A 22,679-nucleotide genomic window follows, 5' to 3' on the forward strand; every position below is an offset into this window, starting at 1 on the left:
TTTTACGTATTTCATATAATTCAGCACCGGAGGAGGCTGCACCATGACGCAATTATCCCGAGATTTCCTGCCGCGGACAGGCGGCACCCCTGCCCCGCTGCTGCCCGTTCCCCTGTCTTTTGACCGCAATTGGCTGCAAGATTTGGAGGCGCGGCTCGACAAAGGCGGCCCCTGGGGCGACTGGCGGCTGGCCCGGCTCGCGCTGAAGGGCGAAGAAGCCGGTCTGGTGACGAGCTTTGAGGAGCTGCAGTGCATGAAGCATCTGTCCGGGCTCTCCCCCCTCCCACATCAGCTTGACACAGCCCGCAAGGTGCTGTTCGAGATGTCCGGACGGGCCATTCTCGCCGACGAGGTCGGTCTCGGCAAAACCATTGAAGCCGGCCTGGTGCTCAAGGAATATCTCGTGCGCGGTCTCGTCTCCAAGGTGCTGATTCTGGTGCCGGCCTCGCTGGTGCTGCAGTGGGTGCGCGAGCTGAATACCAAATTCGGCATTTCCGCCATTGCCCAGAAGAAAGCGTATTCCTGGGGCAACGATATCGTCGTCGCCTCCATGGACACCGCGAAGCGCGATCCGCACCGGGAGCTGCTGCTCCAGGGAGAATTCGATATGCTCATCATCGACGAGGCGCATAAGCTGAAGAATAAGAAATCGACCAATTACCAGTTCGTACAGCAGCTCCGCAAAAAATACTGCCTGCTGCTCACCGCCACCCCGGTGCAGAACGATCTCAGCGAGCTGTTCAACCTGATCACGGTGCTGAAGCCGGGGCAGCTCGGGAACCAGGGCGATTTTGCAGCGAATTTCGTGGTGGACAAGCGCCAGCCGAAGAACGAAGAACAGCTGCGCAGCGAGCTGGCCAAGGTTATGATCCGCAACCGCCGCGGCGAAGGTCCTGTACAATTCACCCAGCGTAAAGTGCGCAACATTCCGCTCACACTATCGCCTGACGAACAAGTATTATACGACGCTGTAACCGGCTTCGTCAAAGACCAATATCAGGAGGCCGGAGGCAATCTCAGCAGCATGCTTTCGCTTGTCACCCTGCAGCGGGAGGTGTGCAGCAGCCGTGACGCCGTGTTCATTACCCTGGTGAATCTGATCAAGAAGCTGCCGGCCGATTCGCCGCGCCGCGACAGGATGATGGAGCTGCTCCAGCATATCCGTGCGGTCAAGACGAACACCAAGGCGGAGAAGACGATGGAGCTGATCCGTGAGATGAACGAGAAGGTGATTGTCTTCACGGAATACCGGGCCACCCAGGAATATCTGCTGCAGTATTTCCGTGATCACGGACTGGTGAGCGTCGGTTACTCCGGCGGCATGAACCGCGGCAAAAAAGACTGGATGATGGACCTGTTCCGCGGCCGGGCCCAGGTGATGATTGCTACCGAAGCTGGCGGCGAAGGCATCAATCTGCAGTTCTGCCATCATATGATCAACTTCGACCTGCCCTGGAATCCGATGCGGGTCGAGCAGCGGATCGGCCGGGTCCACCGGCTGGGCCAGCAGAACGATGTCGCCATCTATAATCTCTCGACGCAAGGAACGATCGAAGAGCATATTCTCCATCTGCTCCATGAGAAGATCAATATGTTCGAGATGGTCATCGGGGGGCTGGACGTCATTCTGGAACGGTTCGAGCAGCAGGAATCGCTGGAGAAGAGTCTGTACAAAATCATGCTGGAGGCCCGGAGCGACGCGGAGCTGCGCAGCAGCCTGGATAACATCGGAGATTCGCTCAGCAGCTTGACCCGGGAGCTTCACCAGGAAAGCGGGGTGCAGCCATGACGCTGGATGCCCGGCAGGTCCGCCAGCAGGTGTTGGATTACCTGGAGGCGACGGAATGCAGCCTGATCGAGGTCTCCCCGCTGCATGTGACGGTGAAGCTCTCGCCGCGGGCAGACAAGATGCTGACCGACCGGCCATATTATTGGAGCTTCGTGGAGCGCACCGGCGCAGATCCGGAGACACTGTCGTTCTCCTTCGTCTTCGACCCGGAGAGCTACGACGCCCAGGCCCAGGCTGAACCGGGCAGATCGCCGGGTGCGCCGGGCGATCTGCCCGGCGGGAGTACGGGCGGGATTGCCGGCGGCATGTTTGGCGGGACGAACGTTGGAACTGTTGCCGGAGTCGCTGGCAACATGCAGGGCGGGCCCGTTGTTGGGGCAACCGGTAACGCACAGGGCGGGAATGCTGATGGCGCTACGGCAGGAAACGCTGACGGGACGCCGGGAGTGATATCGGCTGCCTCTGTCGGTGCACCTGCAGATGCAGCATCCGGGACCCAGGCGCCGCAGGACACGATCCTCGGCCGCTACTTCGGGATTGTCCCGGCGCTGCCGCGCTTCGGCCCCGGCATGATCCGCCGCGAGGATGTTATCTACGGCAGCAAGCGGCTGCGGCAGATCTGGGCGGCGGCCCGGGCTGATGGCGAATGCCTCTGCCTGTTCGAGGTACCCGGCGAGCGGCAGCGCAGCACGCTGTTCTCGGCGGCCTACGAGCCGTGGCTGGGCGTCTGTTACAAGGTGGAGATGACCTGTGATCTGAAATGCGAGGAACTGCATTTTGTCGGGATCTCGCTGGTCACCGGCAGGGTGATCCCGGACTTCGGGGCGATGCTCGCTAAGCGGGAGCTGTCGCCGCGTCTGCCGGAGAATGTGCATGTGGAGCCCTATGAGCTGTCCCTTACCGGCGGCGCCGAGCGGCTGGAAGCCTATCTGACCGGCAAACTGGCGGCACTTGACTTCGCCTGGGCTGAAGGTGCCCGGGAGCGCCTGGACATGGAGCTCGGCATCGTCGACATCTATTATGCGGAGCTGCTCAAAGAACCTGACGAGGAGAAGCGGAAAGAGGTCGAAGAGCAGTACAACCGGCGCCGTCAGGAGACTACGTGGCAATACGAACCGAAAATCGCCGTTTCCGCCGTCATTTACGGACTGTTTCACCTGCGCTCCACATAGAATGCGACCCTGTCCGCCAAAGACAGGCAAAAAAACTGTTTAATTCCGCTTACTCTGCGGACAGCATGCAACACCCTTTTCAGGGCTTGTCCCCTAGAATAAATAATATATCTGTGCATAGAAAGGTGAACTGCGACATGATCAAAAATGCCAGGCGGCGGTCTCTGCCAGGCCGCCGCCGTCTTCTGCTTGTCCTCTGTCTCGGCCTGCTCGGCGGCCAGTGGATCGCCGCCCAGCCTCAGGCGGAGGCGGCCCCGAACCCGGCCGGCCGGGCGACAGTGTCCGCCGCGGTTACCGGCAATGAGCCGCTGGCTTCGCTGGCTCTGAAGCCGCTTCCAGCCTCTGCGGCGCTGCAAGCTTTCGCGCAGGAGAGCATCGCGAAGCTGGCCCGGAACGCCCCCTTCACCGGCTGGAAGAATGCTGAAGCCGAGTACTTCCCCCTTGGTCCCGGAACGCACAGCTGGCTGGTCAATGTGCAGAAGGACGGCCTGCGGGTCGGTTATTTAATTATCACCGCCGTACAACAAGGCGGCTATAGCCTTAGTGAATACGGGGCCGGAACGACCGGTCTCCCCTACAGTCTCACCGAACTGCGCCGGGTTCTGGCGCAGGAAGCACTCATCCCTTCAGGTTATTCCGGCAAGCTTGAGCTTACCGCACTTTATGCCCCGTTGCTCCCCGTATGGAAGCTTACGCTGGGGCAAGAGACGCTGTATCTCAGCGCCGCCGTTCCGGGGCTGCTGCCTTGGGACGACAGCAAGGTGCAGACCTTCTTTAATGGGCAGGCGGCTGCGGACCGGACACAGGCGGGTCCGGACGCAAGCTTCATGCCCCAACCGGCCTACCAGGGAGGCGGCGAGGATGACCCCTACGCCGATTTGCGCTGGCTGAGCGCCCCCGGGCTGGGCAAGCTCAAGGCCGCCAGCCTGAGCCTGCTGCTTGCGCAGGGGAACGCCCTGGCCTTTCAGTCCGCCGGCCGCAATGACACGCTGGGTGCGCCGTTTATGGTTACAGGCTACCAGTGCTGGAACCCGAGAACTGCCAGCGGCGGCGCGCCGCTGATGTACGCCGCCTCCGGTCCGGGCGGCCGGCGCTTTCTCCCGCTCTCCCTGCTTGAGGAGCGGGGAACCCTGCATGCCTTGACCGCCGTCAAAGGCAATGTCGCCTCAGTGACGAAGTAGCAGTACCTTTCCGGAGAACTGACGAAATCTGAGCACCATTTCAGCACAAATAAACCTTCCTCTATTCCGGCTGGCTCCGGCAGGGGAAGGTTTATTTAGTGCTGCTGCTTCACGATTTCTTATTGCTGCGGTTCCGGTTGCTGCGCCAGATGGACAGTCCGAGCGGCAGCATCCCGAACCACCTCTGGGACCAGGGCTGCTTGTCGGCCTTACGGCGTTCCCGGCTGGCGCGCGGGTCCTCCATGTAGTCGACTACCTTTTCGGCAATGTATTTCACCAGTTCATCACCGCTGCTTGACGCCATGCCTCCCACCTCCTGTCTGTAACTCTTCTGTCTATAGTTTGCTCCGCAGCGGCCCCTTCTAAACCCGATGGACCTTTTCCGAATAGCTTTGGCAGCAGCGGCACAATCTATAATATATCCCCATAAAGTGGGCCACGGCATGGAGCCGGTTCATCTGCTTTGACAGAGGCTTCTATCTACACACTCTAATCGGTTATAAAACGGTGGCGGCGGCCTCACCGCCGCTTAAGCCACCGTCCGCAGGATCTGTACAAGGAGGCTATCCGCTTGAGCAAACACCCTTATTCCATTAACCGCAGCCGGTTCAACCAGTTAAAGGTTCTGCTCGTTTCCGCAGCGCTGTTCACCCTGGCCGCCGGGCAAGCCGGCACTGCCGCCGCCTCCCCCGCTTCTCCGGCGGTGTCTGCGGAGAACAAGCAGCAGATGCTGGGCCATGACCAGCGCATTATTCTGATCGACGCAGGGCACGGCGGCATCGACGGCGGTACCTCGCACGGTGATATTCTGGAGAAGGATATTACACTGGCGATTTCGCAGCGTCTGTTCCTGCTGCTGCGCAGCGACGGCTTCGATGCCATCCTGAACCGCACCGGCGATTACGCGCCCAGCGATGAGAACCGCTGGCTGCGCAGCAAATCCCGCCATCTGCGCGACCTCGCGCAGCGCAAAGAGCTGGCCGAGACGTTGCCGGCAAACGTCGTCGTCAGCATTCACATCAACTGGGCCAAGTCGCCGTCCAAACACGGGCCGCTGGTGCTGTACCGCAAAGAAGGCCGCAGCTATATGCTCGCCCAGTCGATTCAGGACCAGCTAAACCTGCTGTATGACACCAAGGAGAACCCGCGCGAAGGCCGGCCCTTTTATCTGCTCAACAAAATAACCGCCACAACGGTAATCGTCGAGGCGGGATTTATCAGCAGCCCTGCAGACCGCGAGAAGCTCTGCAGACCGCAGGGCCAGGAGGAACTGGCCGAGGCGATCGCCAGCGGCATTGCCGCTTATCTTATGGAAGCGTAAGCCGCGGGCTCCACTTCCAGCGGGTCTTGACCAGTTCTGTGATGCCGACAAATTCGATGCTCTCCTTCAGCTCGGCAACGCCGCTGCGGATACCCGCGGCGGTCTCTTTGCCCTGAATGCCGACATGGCCGATGGTAATACAGTAATTCTGCTCGAGCGCGTGATCCTTGACGAGCCGCATCTGCTTCAGCACATGCCCGCTGTTATGGACGTCGTCGAGGAAGATGTGATTCTCCACCGGCGGAAGACCGAACCTCCGGGCCGTGGCTCCCGCAATGGAGCGGTAATTGGTATGACTGTCAACAAAGAACAATCCGCGTTCCTTGCAGACGGCCAGGATGATGCTCATCACCCGTTCGTCGCCGGTAACCTTAGAGCCCATATGATTGTTAATACCGACAGCATAGGGTACCTGGTCCAGTGCTGCTTCGACCCGCTGCCGTACCTCGGCATCGCTCATCTGCGTCAGCACCGCGCCTGGCCCCAGCCATTCCGGCTTGCCCTGGCGGGGCTCCATCGGCAGATGCACCAGCACATCGAAACCCAGCTCATGGGCCCGGCGGGCATCCTGCACCGACGTCGGGAGAAAAGGCATTACGGCGACGGTAATCTTCACCGGCAGCTTGAACATCTCCTCCGACCCGCGCATGTTGTTACCGAAATCGTCGATAATAATCGCCACCTTAGGCTTGGCCCCCGATTCTCCGTACTTAGCCGCAGAGGACTGTGCCGGAGTAGCGGCAGCGGATGGCGCCGGAGCGGACGGACCGGCAGATGCCGAACCCCAGGTAGATGACGCTTCCCCGGCCCAAACGGTAGTCCCGGCTGGCAGCAGCAGGATAAGCGCAAGCAGCGCAGCGGTCAGCTTGGATACCGGATGACGGCGATAGTGTAATGCGTTTCTTTGCTTCAATATACAAACCTCCCTCATCCTCAATTATTGCTCTCATTGTTTGAAGCGGGGAGGTTAAATATGTACAGACGCCGCGCGCAATTATTAACAGATGCCTTAGTCCGCCCGGTGGCGCCGGTCTGCTGCAGCAATGGCAGTATAAACATCTGCGGGGGTCACGGCAAACGGCATGTTGCTCATCGGGCCATCAGCCGCGCAGGCCGCTTCGGCGGCAAACATCAGCCGCTCCCGGCCGGCATCCGCAAGTCCGAGCTCCTGCAGTGTAACCGGTAAGCCCGCCGAGCGGCAGAAGTCCGCCGCTTCCCTGATTTCCGCTTCCGGGGCCCCCTCCAGCTCCAGCTGCACCAGCGTGGCGAAGGCCACCTTCTCGCCGTGCAGCAGCCGTGCGCATTCCGGCAGCACAGTCAGACCGTTGTGAACGGCATGGGCCGCAGCCAGCCCGCCGCTCTCGAAGCCGATGCCGCTAAGATAAATATTGGCTTCGATAATATGCTCCACTGCAGCCGTAACTTCTCCTGCCCGCACATCCGCCAGTGCTTGTGTCCCTTCCTGCAGCAGGGTGTCCAGGCAGGCCCGAGCTAGCGCATAGGCGGCGATGGAGCCCGTTCCTCCGGCATGGGTTAATGCCCCGCTGCAGCGGCAGGCTCTCGCCTCGTAATAGGTGGACAGGGCGTCGCCCATACCTGCCGCGAGCAGCCGCGGCGGCGCCTTGGCGATGATATCCACATCGGCGACGACCAGGTCCGGGCTGTGCAGAAGCGGCAGATACCGGTCGAGCACGCCGTCTTCCGTGTAAAGCACTGACAATGCGCTGCAAGGCGCATCCGTAGAGGCGACCGTAGGCACGATCACCACCGGCAGGCCGCTCAAGCGGCTGACCGCTTTGGCCGTGTCAAGCGTTTTGCCGCCGCCGATCCCGACAACGGCTTCCGCACCGCTGAGCTGCAGCTCGTCCACCAGCCGCTGCACCTGCGGGAGGCTGCATTCCCCCGTGAATTCCCGCTGGGTCAGTCCTACATCTGCAGCGGCGAACGCTTCAGCAATCGCTGGTCCATACCCTGTCACCACAAAAGAATCCACAATCACAAAGGCATTGATTGCCCCCAGTTGGGCGCAGTAAGCCCCGAGGCGCGCGATTTCACCCCGTCCCTGAATATATTTTGCCGGTGAAACAGTAATTTGTGCCATGACTGCACCAACCTCCCGAATCGAGTTCCCTTCATTCTAAGGAAGAATTCCGGTGGATGCTGTGAAAAATGCCCGGTGACAGCGGTCCTGTTTTACACTTATCCGGAGCATGGCTTGCCTGCTGCAAAATCTCGATCATGTTCCGTGCCTGTGCCACTTTGTTCGGCCTGTTCGGCTCCTATTCCGAACGGTTCCATGCCTGTTTCGATCCTACTCCTCCAGCCGGCCGAACGCCCGCAGCAGCAGTACATTGTTAATGGCAATGACCGCCTTCCACCAGTTCTCGCTCAGGGCGAATTCCTGAGGATAGCCCTCCCAGCTCCAGGTCACATCCCAGACTCCATCGCTGTTGCGGCCGGCGAGTATGTAATCCAGCTCCCGCTCCAGCAGTGCGGCATTCGCCTTATAGCCGATACTGTTCGGTGTCTCAAAAAAAGCGGAAGGCCGGGTGCTGTATCCGCTCCAATCGGCAGCGCTGTTCCCCAGCAGACGGCTGATCCGCTCTTCTGCCGCAGCAAGCAGCCGTTCGTACGGAAACTGCTGCTGCAAGCCGCTGTGCCTGATGGATTCCAGCAGAATCAGCAAGCATTTCAGCGGATGCCTTTCAATGTCCGGATTCTGGAGGAAACTTTCACTCAGTTCCCGGGCGATCTTTAACCCCCGTTCATACAGCCGGCTGTCTCGATCAGCAACCCGCAGAATGAACCCCGCGAGAATCGCGGACGGATTATAGTGGCTGCGGGCAGTGCTGGACGAATCGGTATGCCACCATGGTGCATGGGGATAATCGTTGTTCGAGGGGATCACATTGTGCCAGGTGTCGCCGTCCATATCGGCGCCGCTGTCCAGATACTTCAGAATGCCCTGCACAACCGGATGGCGGTTGTCGGTCACTTCCAGCTCCAGCAGAAGTTCAACCGCAGTGGAGGTTTGCAGCGGTGCAGAATGCGGGTTCCAGCAGTCTGGCTCCAGCGCATGGCCGAAGCCGCCGTCTTCGTTCTGATAGGCCGTCAGCGCCTCCAGCACCTCCGTCACCGGTCCTCCTGCGAAATGAACATTCCACCTGGCCATTTCCAGCTGGCGGGCGTTCCGCCGCATCCACAGCTCAATCTTTGCCAAATCCGCCTGTACTAATTTCATTGTCAACTTCCCCTTCCGTTGGTATGAATGTTCAAGAGAGCGGCAATTGCGCTGCCTGAATTCCATTCCATTATAAACTGCGAACTGGTGTTCTGGAACATCAAAAGTCACTATGACGAGTAATTTTTTAACAAAAATCACAAAAGACACTCTTTGCGCCTTAGACCCTTCCGTCAGATTTGGTGTTAAAACCGTGCTATTCTATACATAATTAACAATAATGTCTCAACGGCAGAGGTTTGTTCTTTTTACGGCCGTGTTAATAATACAAATATGTACATGCATAATCAAAAAGTACGCCAAAGGCCGGGGGGGAAGCTATGCGCGCGAATGTCCGGGGAAGACCGCTGGATTTCATCAAGCAGCTCTATCAGCATATCAAAGCAGACGACGTACAGGGGATCAGCGCCCAGCTTACGTATTATCTGATTCTGTCCCTGTTTCCGTTCCTGATCTTCGTGATGACGCTGATCGGCTATGCCAACATTCCGCTGGAGGAACGGATTCATGAGCTGTACCGGATTATGCCGGTTGAAGCAGTCTCTATTATTGAAGAGATTCTGGCGGATGTTTCCGCCGGGCGGAATGAAGCGCTGCTCTCGTTCGGGATGCTGGCCACCCTGTGGGCCGCCTCCAAGGGGATCAATGCCGTCATCAAGGGCCTTAACCGCGCCTATGACATCGAAGAGAGCCGGGTGTTCTGGAAAATACGCGGCATCGCTCTCCTCGCTACGCTCAGCATCGGCTTTGTTGTCCTGCTAAGCATCCTTCTGCTCGTGCTGGGCAGCTGGCTGAAGACCCAATTCTTCCGGCTGGTCGATCTGCCGGTTGAATTTCAGAAGCTGTGGGATCTCCTGCAGTATATTGTGCCGCTCTTTATCTTATTTGTGGTCTTTACGCTGCTCTACTGGATTGCTCCCAGCCGCCGGCTGGCTTTGCGGGAGGTCACGCCCGGAGCGCTGTTCGCCACGGTCGGCTGGATCGCCACCTCCGTGCTGTTCTCGGTCTACGTCAATCAGTTCAGCGATTTCACCAAAACGTACGGCAGCCTCGGCGGCGTTATGGTGCTCCTGATCTGGCTCTATATCAGCTCGATGATTATTCTGATTGGCGGCGAGATTAACGCCATCCTGCTAAATAACGCAACCCGGCCGCCCGGCAGAAGCTGACCGACTATCCCGCCGCCTTATAATCCCCACCGCAAAATAGAGCGGGCTCAGGGCTCTGCGCAGGGAACCGCAAAGATTTGGCACCGCACGCGGAGCCTTGCCCGTGACTTGCCCGTGAAGCTGGTTCAGAGGCTTTACCGGGACCCCTGGGACCGCAATAACCCGGCCCCGATTAGTGCAGCCTTGCCGGTGAAGCCGGTTCAGGCCCGTAGGGGTCCCCGGGACCTGAGCAAGAAGAAGGCAGTCCCCGCCGGGGGGACTGCCTTCTTCTGCCTCGGGCACACGCCGCCCTCAGTGATACAGCACACCGCCGCTGCGGGTGCCGGAAGAAGAAGCGCGGCTGCTGCCCGCAGCCTCCGCCCCGGCCAGCTCCGGCAGGTAGGCGCCCTCCTCGCGCAGCCGCCGCCGCAGTGCAGGCACATCGACGGCATGCACGTCATGCCCCGGCAGCCTTGCGGCATGCGCGGCGGCGATGCCGGCGGCTTCGCCCATGGCCAGGCACACCGGCATGACCCGCACGCTGCCCTGCACCTCGCGCTCACAGGAAATCGAACGCCCGGCGACCAGGACGTTGATGAGGCCGCGCGGCGTGAGGCAGCGGTACGGGATGCCGTGCGATTCTCCCGGGCCGTAGCGCTTAATCGTCTCGGGCTTCCCGCCTTCCTGCTTCTCCTCCTTGGCCGTGCCGTGGATGTCAATGAAATAGCTGTTGCGGCAGATCTCGTCGGCGAAGCTGGCGCGCCCGACATAATCCTCTACGCTCAGCACATAATCGCCCGTAATGCGCCGGGTCTCGCGGATGCCCATCAGGGCGCCGGTCGCGGCGACGAACGAGCTCCCGAAGGCCGACGGCAGCGCTTCGGCCAGGGCTTCGCGGTAGACCGCCGCCAGCTTCCGGCCGTTCATCAGCGCCTCCGACACCGAGAAGGCGTCGGTGTTGTCCACATCCCAGAGATGCCCGGCGTTGAAGCCGACCGTCCGCGGTGCAATCATGTTATTGCAGATATGCGAATCGGGAATCTGCGGATATTTGCCCGAGCGCAGAATATCGAAGATCGGGCTGTTCTTGTTGTTCGCGTGCAGCAGCGGCCCGTTCAGATACGCATACTCATCGACATTCCCCAGATTGAAGCAGTGCGTGGCCGGCATCAGCTCGCCGGTCGAAGCGTCGCCCTTCAAGTATTCCGCTCCAGCCCAGGCAGCCACGTCCCCGTCGCCGGTGCAGTCGATGTATACCTTCGCCTGCAGCGCCATAAGGCCGTTCTTACCGGCAGTGACCAGCGCCGTTATACGGCCTTTGTCATCGGTTTCCACAGAACCCAGCTGGGTCAGGAACAAGACGGTCACGCCTGCCCCGCGCACCAGATCATCGTAAATGACCTTCAGCTTCTCCGGTTCGATTGGCACCCAGTCCAGCGCATCCTCCGGCACATGCGGCATTTGCGCCTTCAGCGCCTCGAACACCTTCTGGGCCAATCCCCTATAGATAATCTTCTCATGATCCGAAAAGGGACACCAGGCCGGGACGAGCCCCGACGTCCCCATGCCGCCGAGGCTGCCCGTGGCCTCGATCAGCAGCGTCTTCGCCCCCTCGCGCGCCGCCGCGGCGGCTGCCGTACAGCCTGCCGGACCGCCGCCGACGACGATAACATCCCATTCATTACGCAGCGGTATCTCGCTCTTGCGCATCATATATGTCTTCAAGCCGTTCTCCTCCCGCCGGCTCCTCCGAGCCGCAAATGGACAGGCCCATGGCCGTCCGGAACCGGTTGCTGTCCGGACGGCACGGGCCTGCACTACTGGCGCTGCCTTCTTCAATCGCTGCGGTCTGCTGAATGCTGCCTGCTAACCGCCATACTATTAACGCAGTCTTCGCCGCTGTTATCTGCTACTTGGTTGTGGCATACCATACATTGACTTCCTCGGCGCTCGCGCTGCCGCCGGCCGCATCATATTTGGCGGCAAAATCTGTTACGGCCTCCGGCGATTCTTCGCCGACGATGACCTTAACCGCGAAATCATTGATCATCTGATTCAGCGAGGCATTGTTCTTGGCGTATTCCGGCAGGGACGGCGCAAAAGCCAGCGGATCGGCCACCCGGCCCTCAGCCGGAATTTCCCTGTTCAGATAAGCAAAGCCTTCGAACAGCCGCTCATCCTTCTTGACGCGCGCCTGCCAGTAGATCGGATAGTTGACCTCGTCAATGCCGGTCAGATAGCTGCTGGCCAGGCCGCGCTCATCGGTGAAGATCGGCAGAATCGGGCTGTACACGCCATCGCTGAAGGTGTAGTGCTTGCCTTCCTCGCCGAGCGAGATCAGCTTAAAGGTCTCCGGCTCCAGCTTCGCGTTGATCCACTTGATGGCATCCTCCGGATGTTTGGCCGATTTCGGGATGAATGTGATGCGGTCATAGCCTCCGCTCATTCCGATACCCATCTGGCCGTCCTTGCCCTTCAGCGGCGGCAGATAAGCGAACTTCGCATCCGGGAAGTTCTTGTTCAGCGCGTCCGCCACGGTCGGAATATCATACCACGGCAGCTGAATGACTCCGATCTGTCCGCTGGTGAACTTCTCCTTCAGCGTGGCATCCTTGTTGACGGCGAATTCCTTGTCAATGAGTCCCTGCTTGTAGAGATCGGCCATATACGTCAGGTACTCCTTGAAGCCCGGATTCTGGGCCGTGGACACCAGCTTGCCGTCCTGTTCGGTCCAGCCTGTGGCGATGCCGAAGGCTCCGGTAATATTGGCGACTGTCGCGAGTGCCCCGTCGATCGACATCGGAGCGCCTTTGCCGCCGGCGCCGCCCGGGTCTTTTTCCTGGAAGGCCTTCAGCACCGCAGTGAAATCATCGAGTGTGGTCGGCATTTCAAGGCCCAGCTTATCGAGCCAGTCGGTACGGATCATCAGGTTATAGCCGGCGAATTCGCTGGAACGGTTCGGAATGCTGTAGATTTTTCCGTCCACCTTCATCGCTTCGAACGACGCTTCAGAGATGGATGCTTTAATGTTGTCGCCATACTTCTCAATCAGCGGGCCGAGATCCACCAGTGCGCCCATTTTGGCATAATCGGTGTAAATGGCTTTGTCGCCGGCGATGGAAATCACGTCATAAGGCTCGGCGGATGAGATCAGCAGGTTCAGCTTATCCATCGCTTTGTCGGCCGGCAGCATTTCGTACTTCACCTTGTAGCCGGTCCGTTCTTCAATGACCTTGGCCAGCGGATGGGTGTTGTAGTCGTCCTTCGACCAGAGGTTCAGCACCCGCAGCTCCGGTTTGGTATCGCTTTCAGGTTTGTCAGTGGCAGGAGCCTCCGTTTTCGCCGGAGCCTTGGTGGCTGCGCCGCCGTTTGCGTTATTCTCGCCTGCGCTGTTGTTGCCGGATGATCCGCAGGCCGTTGCCGCCAGCACCAGTCCTGTGCCGAGCAGAAGTGACAACCATTTTCTGTTCTTCATTCTTAATAACCCTCCTAATCTTGTGTGGGGGAACAGCATTTTGTATGAAACGCGCCGTTGCCGGTGCGGCTTCACCCTTTTACCGAGCCGATAAGCACTCCCTTGATGAAATACTTCTGCAGAAACGGATAGACGAACAGAATCGGGACCGTGGAAGCAACTACTGTTGCCGCCCGCACGCCTTCGGGGGACATGTTCATGAGATCGTCGATGCTTTTATTCAGCACATTGGTTGAGCTGGCGTTCATGACCACATCCTGCAGATAGAGCTGCAGCGTCTTCTTCGCCGTATCGTTGATATAGATCATCGGGCCGAAGTAATCATTCCAGAATCCGACGGCGTAGAACAGCGCAATGGTGGCGATGACCGGCATGCAGAGCGGCAAAATAATCCGGAACAGAATCGTATACGTCTTGGCCCCGTCGATCCGCGCCGATTCCTCCAGCGCCTCCGGGAGGCTTTCGTAATAGCTTTTGATTACCAGCATATTGAACACACTGATCATTCCCGGCAAAATCAGCACCCACAGGTTGTCGATCAGGTGCAGCTGCCGCATCAGCAGATAGTTCGGGATCAGCCCGCCGCTGAACAGCATCGTAAAGATGAACAGCACCATGAAGAACGGCATGCCGGGCAGGTTGCCTTTGGACAACGGATACGCGGTAAGCGCTGTCATAAGAATCGAAATGAGCGTCCCGACGACAGTTACTCCTACGGATATGCCGAAAGCCCGGAGGAAGGTGGACGAAGAAATGACTTCAGATATCGTATCCAGCTGGAAATCAACCGGGAAAATGCCGACCTTGCCGGAGGTAATCGCCCATTCCGCGCTGACTGCCTTTGAGAAGACATTCGCCAGCGGCAGCAGCATCATCAGTCCCAGCATGGTAAGGAACACATATACGGAGATGTCGAGCAGCCAATCGCCTTTGGTTCTGTGATTCATGGTTGAAGCTTCCTCCTTCCGTTACCAGATTCCGCGCTTCAGGAATTTTCGGCTGACATAGTTGCCGGAGATAATCAGGATAAATCCGACGACGGAGTTAAAAAGTCCTACCGCGGTGCTGAAGCTGTAATCCATCTTGCCGAGGCCGATCCGGTAGACGAACGTCCCGATGACATCGCCGGTTTCATAGACGACCGGATTGTACATGGTCAGAATCTGCTCCGTGCCGGCATCCAATACCGAGCCCAGCCGGAGAATAAACATCAGCACGATGGTTGGCATGATGCCCGGCAGCGAGATGTGCAGCATGCGGCGGATCCGGCCTGCGCCGTCAATGGCGGCGGCTTCGTATTGCTCCTGCTCGATGCCGGCAATGGCAGCGATGAAGACGATCGCATTCCAGCCGACCTCCTTCCAGCCCGCCGTGAATACCAGAAGGCTGCGGAAATACCGGTTATCAACGAAGAAGCCTACCGCCTCCCCGCCGAACCATTCGATCACATTGTTCACCAGTCCGCCCGAGGTGGACAGAATGGTAATGAACAGGCCTGAGATAATGACCCAGGACAGAAAATGCGGCAAATAGATAATCGTCTGGATCGTACGCTTGAACGCCATGAGCCGCACTTCGTTCAGCACGAGGGCGATAAAAATCGGAATCGGAAACAGCAGCACGATTTTGTACACGCTGATCAGCAGCGTATTGGTGAAGACCTGGGCGAATTCCTCCGATTCGATCAGCTTGCGGAACTGTTCCAGCCCTACCCATTCACTGCCCCTAATCCCCTCAAAAATATTGAACTCCTGGAATGCAATCAGCACACCGTAGAGCGGCGTATATTTGAACAGCAGCAGAAAGAGGAGGCCGGGGATCAGCAGTACGTAGTAATCCCTGTTTCTCCAGGCCAGCCGCCATCTGCCTGCGGCCTTGGCCTTCAAGGCCGGGGCTTTGCTCTTCCGGTGCAAATCGGTGATGCCCGCTCCCAAGATGACTCACCTCCATGGTTTGATGAGTCCATTATAATTCCGCGGCCGGTAGGGCTTGTAGGTGGTAAGATGATTATTTCTGGTCTCTGGCGACTGTAATCTATCGGGTCACCCGTTATTCCGGTGCAACGGCTTTAATGCGCACAGTGACTGTCGTTCCTTGACCCGGCTCCGTATCGATGGACAGCCCGTACTTGTTCCCGGCAAAATAGCGGATGCGCTCATGGACGTTATAGAGGCCGAAGGAGCCGCTTGCGCTGTCCGGCGCTTCGTCTGCGGACGGTCCGGACAGCAGCCGCTTGGCCTGCTCCCGGCTCATGCCGGTACCGTCGTCCGTGACGCTCAGCACAATGTCCCCGCCCTCACGCCGCGCGGTGACGTTGATGCTTCCTTGCTTCCCTTTGGTCTTGCGGATACCATGCAGCAGGGCATTCTCCGCCAGCGGCTGCAGCGTCAGCTTCGGAATAACATAGGCGTCCAGGCCGGGCTCCGCATCAATGGTGAACGTAAAGGTCGAGGGGAATCGGTTCTGCTGAATCTCCAGAAACACCTTTACCAGGTTCAGCTCGTCTTCAATGCTGACGTTGTCGCGGCCTTTGTTCAGGCTGAGTCGGAAATACCGGGCCAGTGATTCGATCATCTGGCTTGTATCCTCGGCACCGTGGGCAATCGCCGACCAGTTGATCATGTCCAGCGCGTTGTACAGGAAATGCGGATTGATCTGCGCCTGCAGCGTCCGCAGCTGGGCTTCGCGTTCCTGGATCTTCGCCTGGTAGGATTCCTCCATCACGTTGTTCAGCCGGCGGATCAGGTGATCGATGCTGCTCTCCAGCAGCCGGAAATCGCCGCCCGGCAGGGGACGCTGGTCCTCCAGCCAGCCGACGCCCTCCTTGCGCATCATCCGCAGGATCATCTGCACTCTCCGCTGCATCTCCTGCACCATGAACATCATCAGCACGAACACCAGAATCAGGAACATGACCGTAATTCCGGCCAGCGTGGCAATGCTGGTGAACTGGCTCAGCCCGGCGGCCCGGTCGGCGATTTCCCGCTGCGACACCTGCGCCACCAGCTTCCAGCCGGTCGCTGCGATCGTAGTGTAGACCACATGCACTTCCTGCCGCTCCTCTGTCCGCCTCAGCACCCCTTCCTCCGTACCGGCAACGGTATGAGCAAAGTCTTCCGGCAGCGTGCCGCTCTCCTGCATCATAGGCAAGCCTTCCTCCCCGGCGGGGCTGTAGATCAGTCTGCCCCCGGCATCCAGCAGCATCGGCGTGTACTTCTGCGAGAACTGCAGCTCGGACATGACCTCCGCAATCAATTCCTCCGGAATATCGAGCACCATCGCGCCGACAATCTCTTCGTAGGAATCCGGATTTCGCAGCAGCCTTGCCGCCGAGAAAATCCGTTTTTCCCCGGCATCCGTATAATTCTCTTCGTATACCCCGGTCCAGACCAACCCGCCCCCGGCTTCCAACACCGCCGGATACCACGGGTACCGCTCAATATCGGCCAGCGGATAGAGATTAATCCGGTCGCCGGCGAAGAGCCGCGAAGGCGCGGCGAACAGGCGCATCCGGTAAATATCCTCATTCACCCGGGCGCTGTCCGCCAGATAGCGCAGCTCCTTAATCTGCTGCAGCTGTGCGGTGACGCTCTCACCCGGCGCCAGATTGTCATACAGCACATGGTTCATGAAGATTGCGTTGCTGCTGTCCCGGATATGGTCCAGCTTGTAGGTCAGGTTCATTCCGGCCTGCTTCAGCGTGAGCTGCATCGTACGGGTCGCTTCCTGCTCCAGAATCCTGCTGGAACGCTCATAGAAGGAAGCCAGCATGATGCTGACGGGCAGCAAGATGAACACGGCGTAAGCCAGCAGCCATTTCCGCGCCGCCAGCATTCCCTGGCCGAGTCCGGCCAGATCCCGCCACCGCAGTTTCATAGAAGTATCACCACTTTCACTGCATGGAATAAGGCTGACTGCGAACCGCTCATAAATACCGCTCCCTGTAGGCGCTCGGCGTACTGCCGGTCATTTTTTTGAACAGCTTGCTGAAGTGGCTCGGATCGGTATAACCGACGGCATAACACACCTCATAGAATTTATGCTGCGGGTCGCGCAGTAATTGCTTCGCTTTGTCGATACGGACCTTCGTCAAATATTCGAACAGCGTCTCACCCGTCTCCTGCTTGAACAGCAGTCTGACATAGGTCGGGCTTAAGAATACGCCTCCGGCAATATCGGCTGCCGTCAGGTTGTCGGCATACCGCTCCTCGATCAGCCGCCGTACCCGCTCGATGATATCGCCGGCTTTGCCGCTGCGCTTTCCCTGCACAAACCCGCAGACCCCCTGCAAATAAGCACCGGTATACTCCAGCAGATCGCGCATCGTCTCCTGCTGCATCACCTGCTTCCAGGCCTCCAGCTCCCGCGCTTCCCACTCCGGGCTCATGCCGCCCAGCTCCAGCAGCACCTGTCCGGATTGCAGAATCAAATGCAGGCTGACATTCTGCGCGTACCGCGGGCCGGCGCCCCGGTTCAGCTCCAGCTGCGCGAATATACGGTTTAGCTCACTCTGCAGACCTTCCTGATTTCCGGCCCGCAGCGCTCCTATGACCTTCTCGCCCCATTCCGCGGCAAAACGGTGCTGCAGATGCTCCCCGCCCTCCATGTTGTCCATGGTCAGAATGCGATTTTTGCCCAAGTACCACTTCCGGTCGGCGGCGCCTTTGGCCTGGCGGTACGATGCAGGCGCCTCCGACAGCTGCCTGGCCCCTTCGCCCACGCCGATGGTTACACTGAGCTTCAGGTATTTGCGCAGACTGTCCCGGATCGCTTCCGCCAGCGTCAGCAGTTCAAGCTCGGGGGAGCCATCCGGTTCAGCCGGGTTAACCGGGTCCGTAAGGTCCACCGGGCTGACCGGGTCTGGTGAGCTCACCGGGTCTGCAGGGCGGATGCTGCCGCTGTCTCTGGGGCCTCCGTCCGCCGGGCCATCGGAGTTATCCCCATTCTTCCCGCTATCTTCGCTTTTCCCGGTCTCCCGTCTCTCCCTGATCTCTCCGTTATCTCCGCCGCCTTCGTTTGCTGTGCCTCCGTTTGCTGTGCCTCCCAAGCCTATCCACGGGTCCACAGCCGCTGCACTCAGCCCCTTCTGCGGCGGATGCGGCAGCAGAATGCCTACATATTCGCCCGGCTCCTTCTCAAAGGCTACGCCGCGCATCCGTTCATCGATCAGTTCCTGAATGATGTTCAGCACCGTGTAAGACAGCAGCTGCCGGCCCCGCTCGGAGCGTGTATCCATCACCAGCGGCACATCGTCGATGACGATGACCATGATGATATAGCCTGCCGATGAGCGCAGCGGCAGCCCAAGGAACCGCAGCTTCTCCTCGATATGCTCCGGGGCCATGCTGTCGCTGATCACCGAGAGCAGAAATTTCTCGCGCAGCAGCGGCATGCTCTGCACCAGCTTGATCTGCATCTCCTTCACCCGCTGCCGCTCACGCTCCTCGGCATCCAGCGCCTCCGTCACCCGGCTCAGCACCGCCGCCAGCTCCTTGCGGCTGACCGGCTTGAAGACATAATCGGCAGCATGGATCTGCAGCGCCGACTTCAAATATTCGGCATCGTTATGCCCGCTGATGAATACGATCTTCGTGCCGGGCAGAGCTTCGCGCACCCCGGCCGCCATCGTAATGCCGTCCATGGCAGGCATTTGCACATCGGTCAGCACAATGTCCGGCTTCAGCTCCCGGATCAGGGCCAGGCCGGTATCGCCGTCATCGGCCGTCCCGGCAAGCCGGATGCCAAGCGCTTCCCAATCCACATACTTGCGCAGCCCATTGACCACGGACGGCTCATCGTCAACAATCACCAGAGTTCTCATAAGCAGATTCCTTTCGCGCTATGCTAAATGGATTTCATTTACTTTCAACGATTAACCCAATTAAATACCATGCTGTCAAAATCTTCTGCAGGAAAAGATTAGAGGGCCTAGTACTTCCCTCGGACCCTGACTGTGCTGAAGAACATCCGCAATAAACCAATGCAAAATAAAAGCATTTTCTACCTCTAGCTTCAACTTATATTCTACTTTCAGAATATTAATGGAATTTCCCCCCTCTAATACGGTCCACTAATTTGCACCTGCCTGTTATTATAAGGTTTTTGCAAGCCCCTTTACTCCAATGCTGCCCGCTGCTTCCGCGCCATCCACTAACAACCGCCCGGATCACGCAACGCAAAAAAGACAGACGCGTCCGCCTGCCTGTCCAGCTCTTATTCGCGCAACTCCGTGATGAGCGTTTAACGCATAAACGAAGGCTTCCGGTCCGAAACTCTGCCGCTCACAATCTCTATATACTCCACGTCCATGCCGTCCACTGACGGCCCCAGATAAATCTGCGATTGCATTGCCCGCCCGGTTCCGGGATGTGCCTTACGTTTATGGCTTACCGCTTTGCGGGGGCTTGCGGACGACGCTTCTTTATTCATCACGAATCCCTCCTATCAGTTCTTTGATGGTGGAGAACAGATCATGATTAACTTCTTCAACATAAAATCTTAGCTGTTCCTCGGTCAGTTCCCGGTTCCCTGAGAAATGAACCGAAAGCACATGCTCCTTGCCCAAAGCATAGCACAGAACATATACCTGGGCAATCTGCTTCCGCCCGAAGAACGTCCAGTTGTCGGTGCCGTAAATTTTCAGCACAACAATCTGCTCTTCCTCCGTCTGCTTCCCCTCATTATCCGCCAGATGGTATCTCCGGCCTTTTCCTACATTTCCGCCGACCTGGCCGATATAATCCTCGTCCACCTGCGTCCAGATCGCCGCGCCTGTCACGCGGAATCCGGCCGGTACCAGAATGGAGTTCCGCACAGCCTCAGCCGCCGCCGCATAGCATTCCCCTGCATCGGGAATCGTCACATTGCGTAAATACTCCAGAAGCGACTGCAGCACACTGTCTTTTCGTGTCTGTACGCTCTCCATCTCTTCAAGCAGCTCATGCCTTTGCCGGAATACCCCTTCGCTGGCCACCGCTGCCAATATCCGGCCGCAAGCAGTGGTAACCGCACTGTCCGGTCCCCTTGAATGATCGGCCATATATTTCAGCAGGGTAAGGCCATCCAGATCAGACGGCAGATGCAGGGAGACCGGCTGGTCTTCGCCGCCGGACGGCACCGTATTGGGAATGATGCAGAAGACCCGTCTGCGGCCAAGGCGCCCCCAGAACAAGCCCATCTCGAATAACGTATTGTCACGGGTAACAAAGTAAGTCTGACCCCGGATGATGGCGACGTCCTCGGCGGCAAACACAAAGATGCCGAAATCGTTCGCATCCAGCTCCCGGTCCAATGCTTCCATAGTGTAGTCGTTGGGCAGAAATGTATTGGCGAACCAGGCATTCACTTCGACATGGAATTCGAGTCCTGCGGCAATCGCCTGAGCATAAGGAATCGCTTCGCGCGAGCTTCCGATAAACGCCCGGGGTCTTCTGTTCATCGTCATCGAATTATCCCCTTAGAGGTATAAATTGGACACCATGAAATTAAGTATACAGGCTCCTTCCGGCACTGGAAAGAGCCCCCGGTTCCCGGGCAGCCGGACATGTATACAGGAAGCCCTATCTTTGTCCCGTCGCCCATTCCCTCTGCCCCGCCGCCCGCACAAAAAAACTCCACAACGGCGAACCCGCTGCGGAGCTGAAAGCTCTAGTCCTGCAAATAGTAAGCGTAACAGGCCGCTGCTTCCGCCTCCCGGAAGCCTTCGCTGGTGTACAGCGCTTTGGCCCGCTCATTCTCGGCATTGACACACAGCATTGTCCGGCCATAGTCCCGCCCATCGGCGTAACGAAGCGCCGCCCGCAGCAGCAGCCTGCCAAGCCCCTTGCCCTGATACTCCGGCAGCAGCGCCAGCGGCCCGATATTCATCGCCGGCACGCCCTCATACTCGTCGGCCGCACCGCGCACAATGCCGACGGGTTTTCCTTCATGGCGGAGCATGAGCATGCCGCCTTCCAGATAATCTCTTCGGGCTGCCATTTGCCCCACCGTTTCCGGTGCTTGCGGCGCCTCGCTGCCCTGCAGCTTGGCGAAGCCGCGGTTGCGCACCTCGCACCAGGCCGCTTCGTCGCATCCCGGCCGGAATGGTACCAGCGCATACCCCTCCGGCAGCACCGGCTCCGGCAACCCCGTGTTTTCCCGCACCAAGATATACGAATAGCGCTCCACTGCGAAGCCCGCCGCAATGATCCGTTCCATTTCATCCGTATGTACGGTTGGCACAAACACATTCAACTTCTCACACCCTGCCGTGTGAGGCAGAACCGCCTGCAAGAGCGCGCTGTATACCCCGGAATCCCGGTCCTTCTCCGCATGCAGAATCCGGAAACGGCCCTTCCGCCCCCGGGACCTGTACTCACCCAGAATGAGCGAGACCGCTCCGGTCAATATACCCTGCGGATCCACTGCGATGTAAGTTGGATTCTCCGGCGACAGGCTGAATTTCTCCAAATCCTCGTCATACAGAAAGGATTCATCCAGCCGGCTGCGGTTCCTCCGGCAATATTCCAGAAACTCCTGCTTCCGCGCTTCTTCCAGCGCTATAACTCTCATCCCGTATCCTCCCGGCTCTCCATGTGACCACAGCATATTTACAAATTTTCGGCATGATAACAAGTATGCCAGGCGCCAGCTTTGGACGGAAGCCCTAAATCCGTATTCATCCCATATATTCCTTCGTGCCGCCAAGCTGAAAATTCACGGCAGGTTTAGCATAATCAATATAATTACCAGTGCGCCCGGCATCAGCGTCGCCGGAAAGCCTCTGTACCGCTCTTTCCGTTCGACAATAACAATCAGGATGATATTCAGCAGCTGGCCCAGGACAATCAGCGGCAATCCTGTCCAAGGATTCAGCTCATCCGGGAACTCCAGAACGGTCAACGTCAGAAAGGCATAATACATCAGATCACCGGCACCGATTATGGGCGTAAGGCCCGCCCGGCCCGGAACCGGCAGACAAATGGACAGCCGGGCCAGAGATTGCCGGTTGTTCATCAGTACGGCATTGGGCGTTCGGCGCCCGATCCGCATAAAGCTGAACACATCCGCCGCCACAATCCCCCCCAGAATAGACACACACCCGGACAGCGAGGGCTGAAGAAAGCCGAAGATTACCAAGGCCAGTGCCACCGGACAGAAGACATTAATAATATTATGCAGGTACAGCACTTTCACGCTTAACGCCTGTTTCCACAGCCGTACACTTACGCCGATTCCTGCAGCCAGCACAAGGAGTGCCGCCTCCGTACGGATCGGCCTTACTATTGCGGCCAACAAAATAACGAGCAGCGTCAGCAGGATCATGTAGTGAAATTCACGGCGCTGCCATTCTTTCCTCGCTACCAGCATCGCT

At 58.5% G+C, this 22,679-nt stretch carries 19 protein-coding genes; 5 read left to right on the forward strand and 14 right to left on the reverse strand.

Annotated elements, in window-relative coordinates; genetic code table 11:
• The first annotated feature begins 43 nt into the window (after positions 1 to 43).
• The 3 genes from F1381_RS17120 (at position 44) to F1381_RS17135 (ending at position 4,142) form a co-directional block, all read left to right on the forward strand.
• A complete protein-coding gene (locus F1381_RS17120) occupies positions 44 to 1,789 on the forward strand; it encodes a DEAD/DEAH box helicase (protein ID WP_151736061.1) in 1,746 nt (581 codons plus the stop codon).
• A complete protein-coding gene (locus F1381_RS17130) occupies positions 1,786 to 2,961 on the forward strand; it encodes a YqhG family protein (protein ID WP_246188078.1) in 1,176 nt (391 codons plus the stop codon). The genes F1381_RS17120 and F1381_RS17130 overlap by 4 nt, the downstream gene beginning before the upstream one ends.
• 137 nt (positions 2,962 to 3,098) lie before the next feature.
• A complete protein-coding gene (locus F1381_RS17135) occupies positions 3,099 to 4,142 on the forward strand; it encodes a hypothetical protein (RefSeq protein WP_151736062.1) in 1,044 nt (347 codons plus the stop codon).
• Between the two features lie 109 nt (positions 4,143 to 4,251).
• Here F1381_RS17135 and F1381_RS17140 read toward each other — a convergent pair whose 3' ends face one another.
• A complete protein-coding gene (locus F1381_RS17140) occupies positions 4,252 to 4,446 on the reverse strand; it encodes a YqzE family protein (RefSeq protein ID WP_151736063.1) in 195 nt (64 codons plus the stop codon).
• A gap of 267 nt (positions 4,447 to 4,713) precedes the next feature.
• Here F1381_RS17140 and F1381_RS17145 point away from each other — a divergent pair, with 267 nt between their 5' ends.
• On the forward strand, positions 4,714 to 5,463 hold the full coding sequence (locus tag F1381_RS17145) for an N-acetylmuramoyl-L-alanine amidase (protein ID WP_246188079.1): 750 nt from the start codon (positions 4,714 to 4,716) through the stop codon (positions 5,461 to 5,463).
• Here the strand turns inward: F1381_RS17145 and F1381_RS17150 are convergent.
• The 3 genes from F1381_RS17150 to F1381_RS17160 form a co-directional block, all read right to left on the reverse strand.
• The gene (locus tag F1381_RS17150; protein WP_246188080.1) at positions 5,450 to 6,376 is read right to left on the reverse strand and encodes a divergent polysaccharide deacetylase family protein; all 927 of its coding nucleotides are present in this window, start codon (positions 6,374 to 6,376) and stop codon (positions 5,450 to 5,452) included. The genes F1381_RS17145 and F1381_RS17150 overlap by 14 nt on opposite strands.
• Before the next feature lie 96 nt (positions 6,377 to 6,472).
• A complete protein-coding gene (locus F1381_RS17155; RefSeq protein WP_151736065.1) occupies positions 6,473 to 7,564 on the reverse strand; it encodes a glycerol dehydrogenase in 1,092 nt (363 codons plus the stop codon).
• A gap of 210 nt (positions 7,565 to 7,774) precedes the next feature.
• Positions 7,775 to 8,704, reverse strand: coding sequence for a hypothetical protein (locus tag F1381_RS17160; protein WP_151736066.1), 930 nt, complete (start codon positions 8,702 to 8,704; stop codon positions 7,775 to 7,777).
• A 320-nt stretch (positions 8,705 to 9,024) separates the two neighbouring features.
• On the opposite strand from F1381_RS17160, the gene F1381_RS17165 reads away from it, so the two are divergent.
• Positions 9,025 to 9,873 (forward strand): YihY/virulence factor BrkB family protein, encoded by an 849-nt coding sequence (locus tag F1381_RS17165; RefSeq protein WP_151736067.1) that lies wholly within the window; start codon positions 9,025 to 9,027, stop codon positions 9,871 to 9,873.
• A gap of 291 nt (positions 9,874 to 10,164) precedes the next feature.
• On the opposite strand, the gene F1381_RS17170 is transcribed toward F1381_RS17165, so the two are convergent.
• The 10 genes from F1381_RS17170 to F1381_RS17215 all read right to left on the reverse strand — a co-directional run bounded on the left by F1381_RS17170 (position 10,165) and on the right by F1381_RS17215 (position 22,675).
• Positions 10,165 to 11,577: an FAD-dependent oxidoreductase gene (locus F1381_RS17170; RefSeq protein ID WP_187355408.1), complete on the reverse strand. Its 1,413-nt coding sequence runs from the start codon at positions 11,575 to 11,577 to the stop codon at positions 10,165 to 10,167.
• A 184-nt stretch (positions 11,578 to 11,761) separates the two neighbouring features.
• Positions 11,762 to 13,327, reverse strand: a complete 1,566-nt coding sequence (locus tag F1381_RS17175; protein WP_187355409.1) for an extracellular solute-binding protein — start codon at positions 13,325 to 13,327, stop codon at positions 11,762 to 11,764.
• Positions 13,328 to 13,398: 71 nt separating this feature from the next.
• The gene (locus F1381_RS17180) at positions 13,399 to 14,274 is read right to left on the reverse strand and encodes a carbohydrate ABC transporter permease (protein WP_151736069.1); all 876 of its coding nucleotides are present in this window, start codon (positions 14,272 to 14,274) and stop codon (positions 13,399 to 13,401) included.
• 21 nt (positions 14,275 to 14,295) lie between these two features.
• Positions 14,296 to 15,213 carry an ABC transporter permease gene (locus F1381_RS17185; RefSeq protein WP_246188091.1) on the reverse strand — a complete coding sequence of 306 codons (918 nt, stop codon included), beginning with the start codon at positions 15,211 to 15,213 and terminating at the stop codon, positions 14,296 to 14,298.
• A gap of 163 nt (positions 15,214 to 15,376) precedes the next feature.
• Positions 15,377 to 17,203 (reverse strand): cache domain-containing sensor histidine kinase, encoded by a 1,827-nt coding sequence (locus F1381_RS17190; RefSeq protein WP_151736070.1) that lies wholly within the window; start codon positions 17,201 to 17,203, stop codon positions 15,377 to 15,379.
• 49 nt (positions 17,204 to 17,252) lie between these two features.
• Positions 17,253 to 19,148 (reverse strand): response regulator transcription factor, encoded by a 1,896-nt coding sequence (locus F1381_RS17195; protein ID WP_151736071.1) that lies wholly within the window; start codon positions 19,146 to 19,148, stop codon positions 17,253 to 17,255.
• Positions 19,149 to 19,567: 419 nt separating this feature from the next.
• Complete coding sequence (locus tag F1381_RS17200; protein WP_151736072.1) at positions 19,568 to 19,756, reverse strand: hypothetical protein; 189 nt, start codon at positions 19,754 to 19,756, stop codon at positions 19,568 to 19,570.
• Entirely contained in the window at positions 19,749 to 20,771 is a 1,023-nt protein-coding gene (locus tag F1381_RS17205) for a TIR domain-containing protein (protein WP_151736073.1), read from the reverse strand. The genes F1381_RS17200 and F1381_RS17205 overlap by 8 nt, the downstream gene beginning before the upstream one ends.
• Positions 20,772 to 20,974: 203 nt before the next feature.
• Positions 20,975 to 21,877 (reverse strand): GNAT family N-acetyltransferase, encoded by a 903-nt coding sequence (locus F1381_RS17210; RefSeq protein ID WP_187355410.1) that lies wholly within the window; start codon positions 21,875 to 21,877, stop codon positions 20,975 to 20,977.
• 144 nt (positions 21,878 to 22,021) lie between these two features.
• Positions 22,022 to 22,675, reverse strand: coding sequence for a hypothetical protein (locus F1381_RS17215; RefSeq protein WP_151736075.1), 654 nt, complete (start codon positions 22,673 to 22,675; stop codon positions 22,022 to 22,024).
• Positions 22,676 to 22,679 lie beyond the last annotated feature (4 nt).

Origin of the sequence: Paenibacillus tengchongensis, assembly GCF_008973665.1 — a bacterium.
Classification (GTDB): Bacteria; Bacillota; Bacilli; order Paenibacillales; family Paenibacillaceae; genus Paenibacillus_AQ; species Paenibacillus_AQ tengchongensis.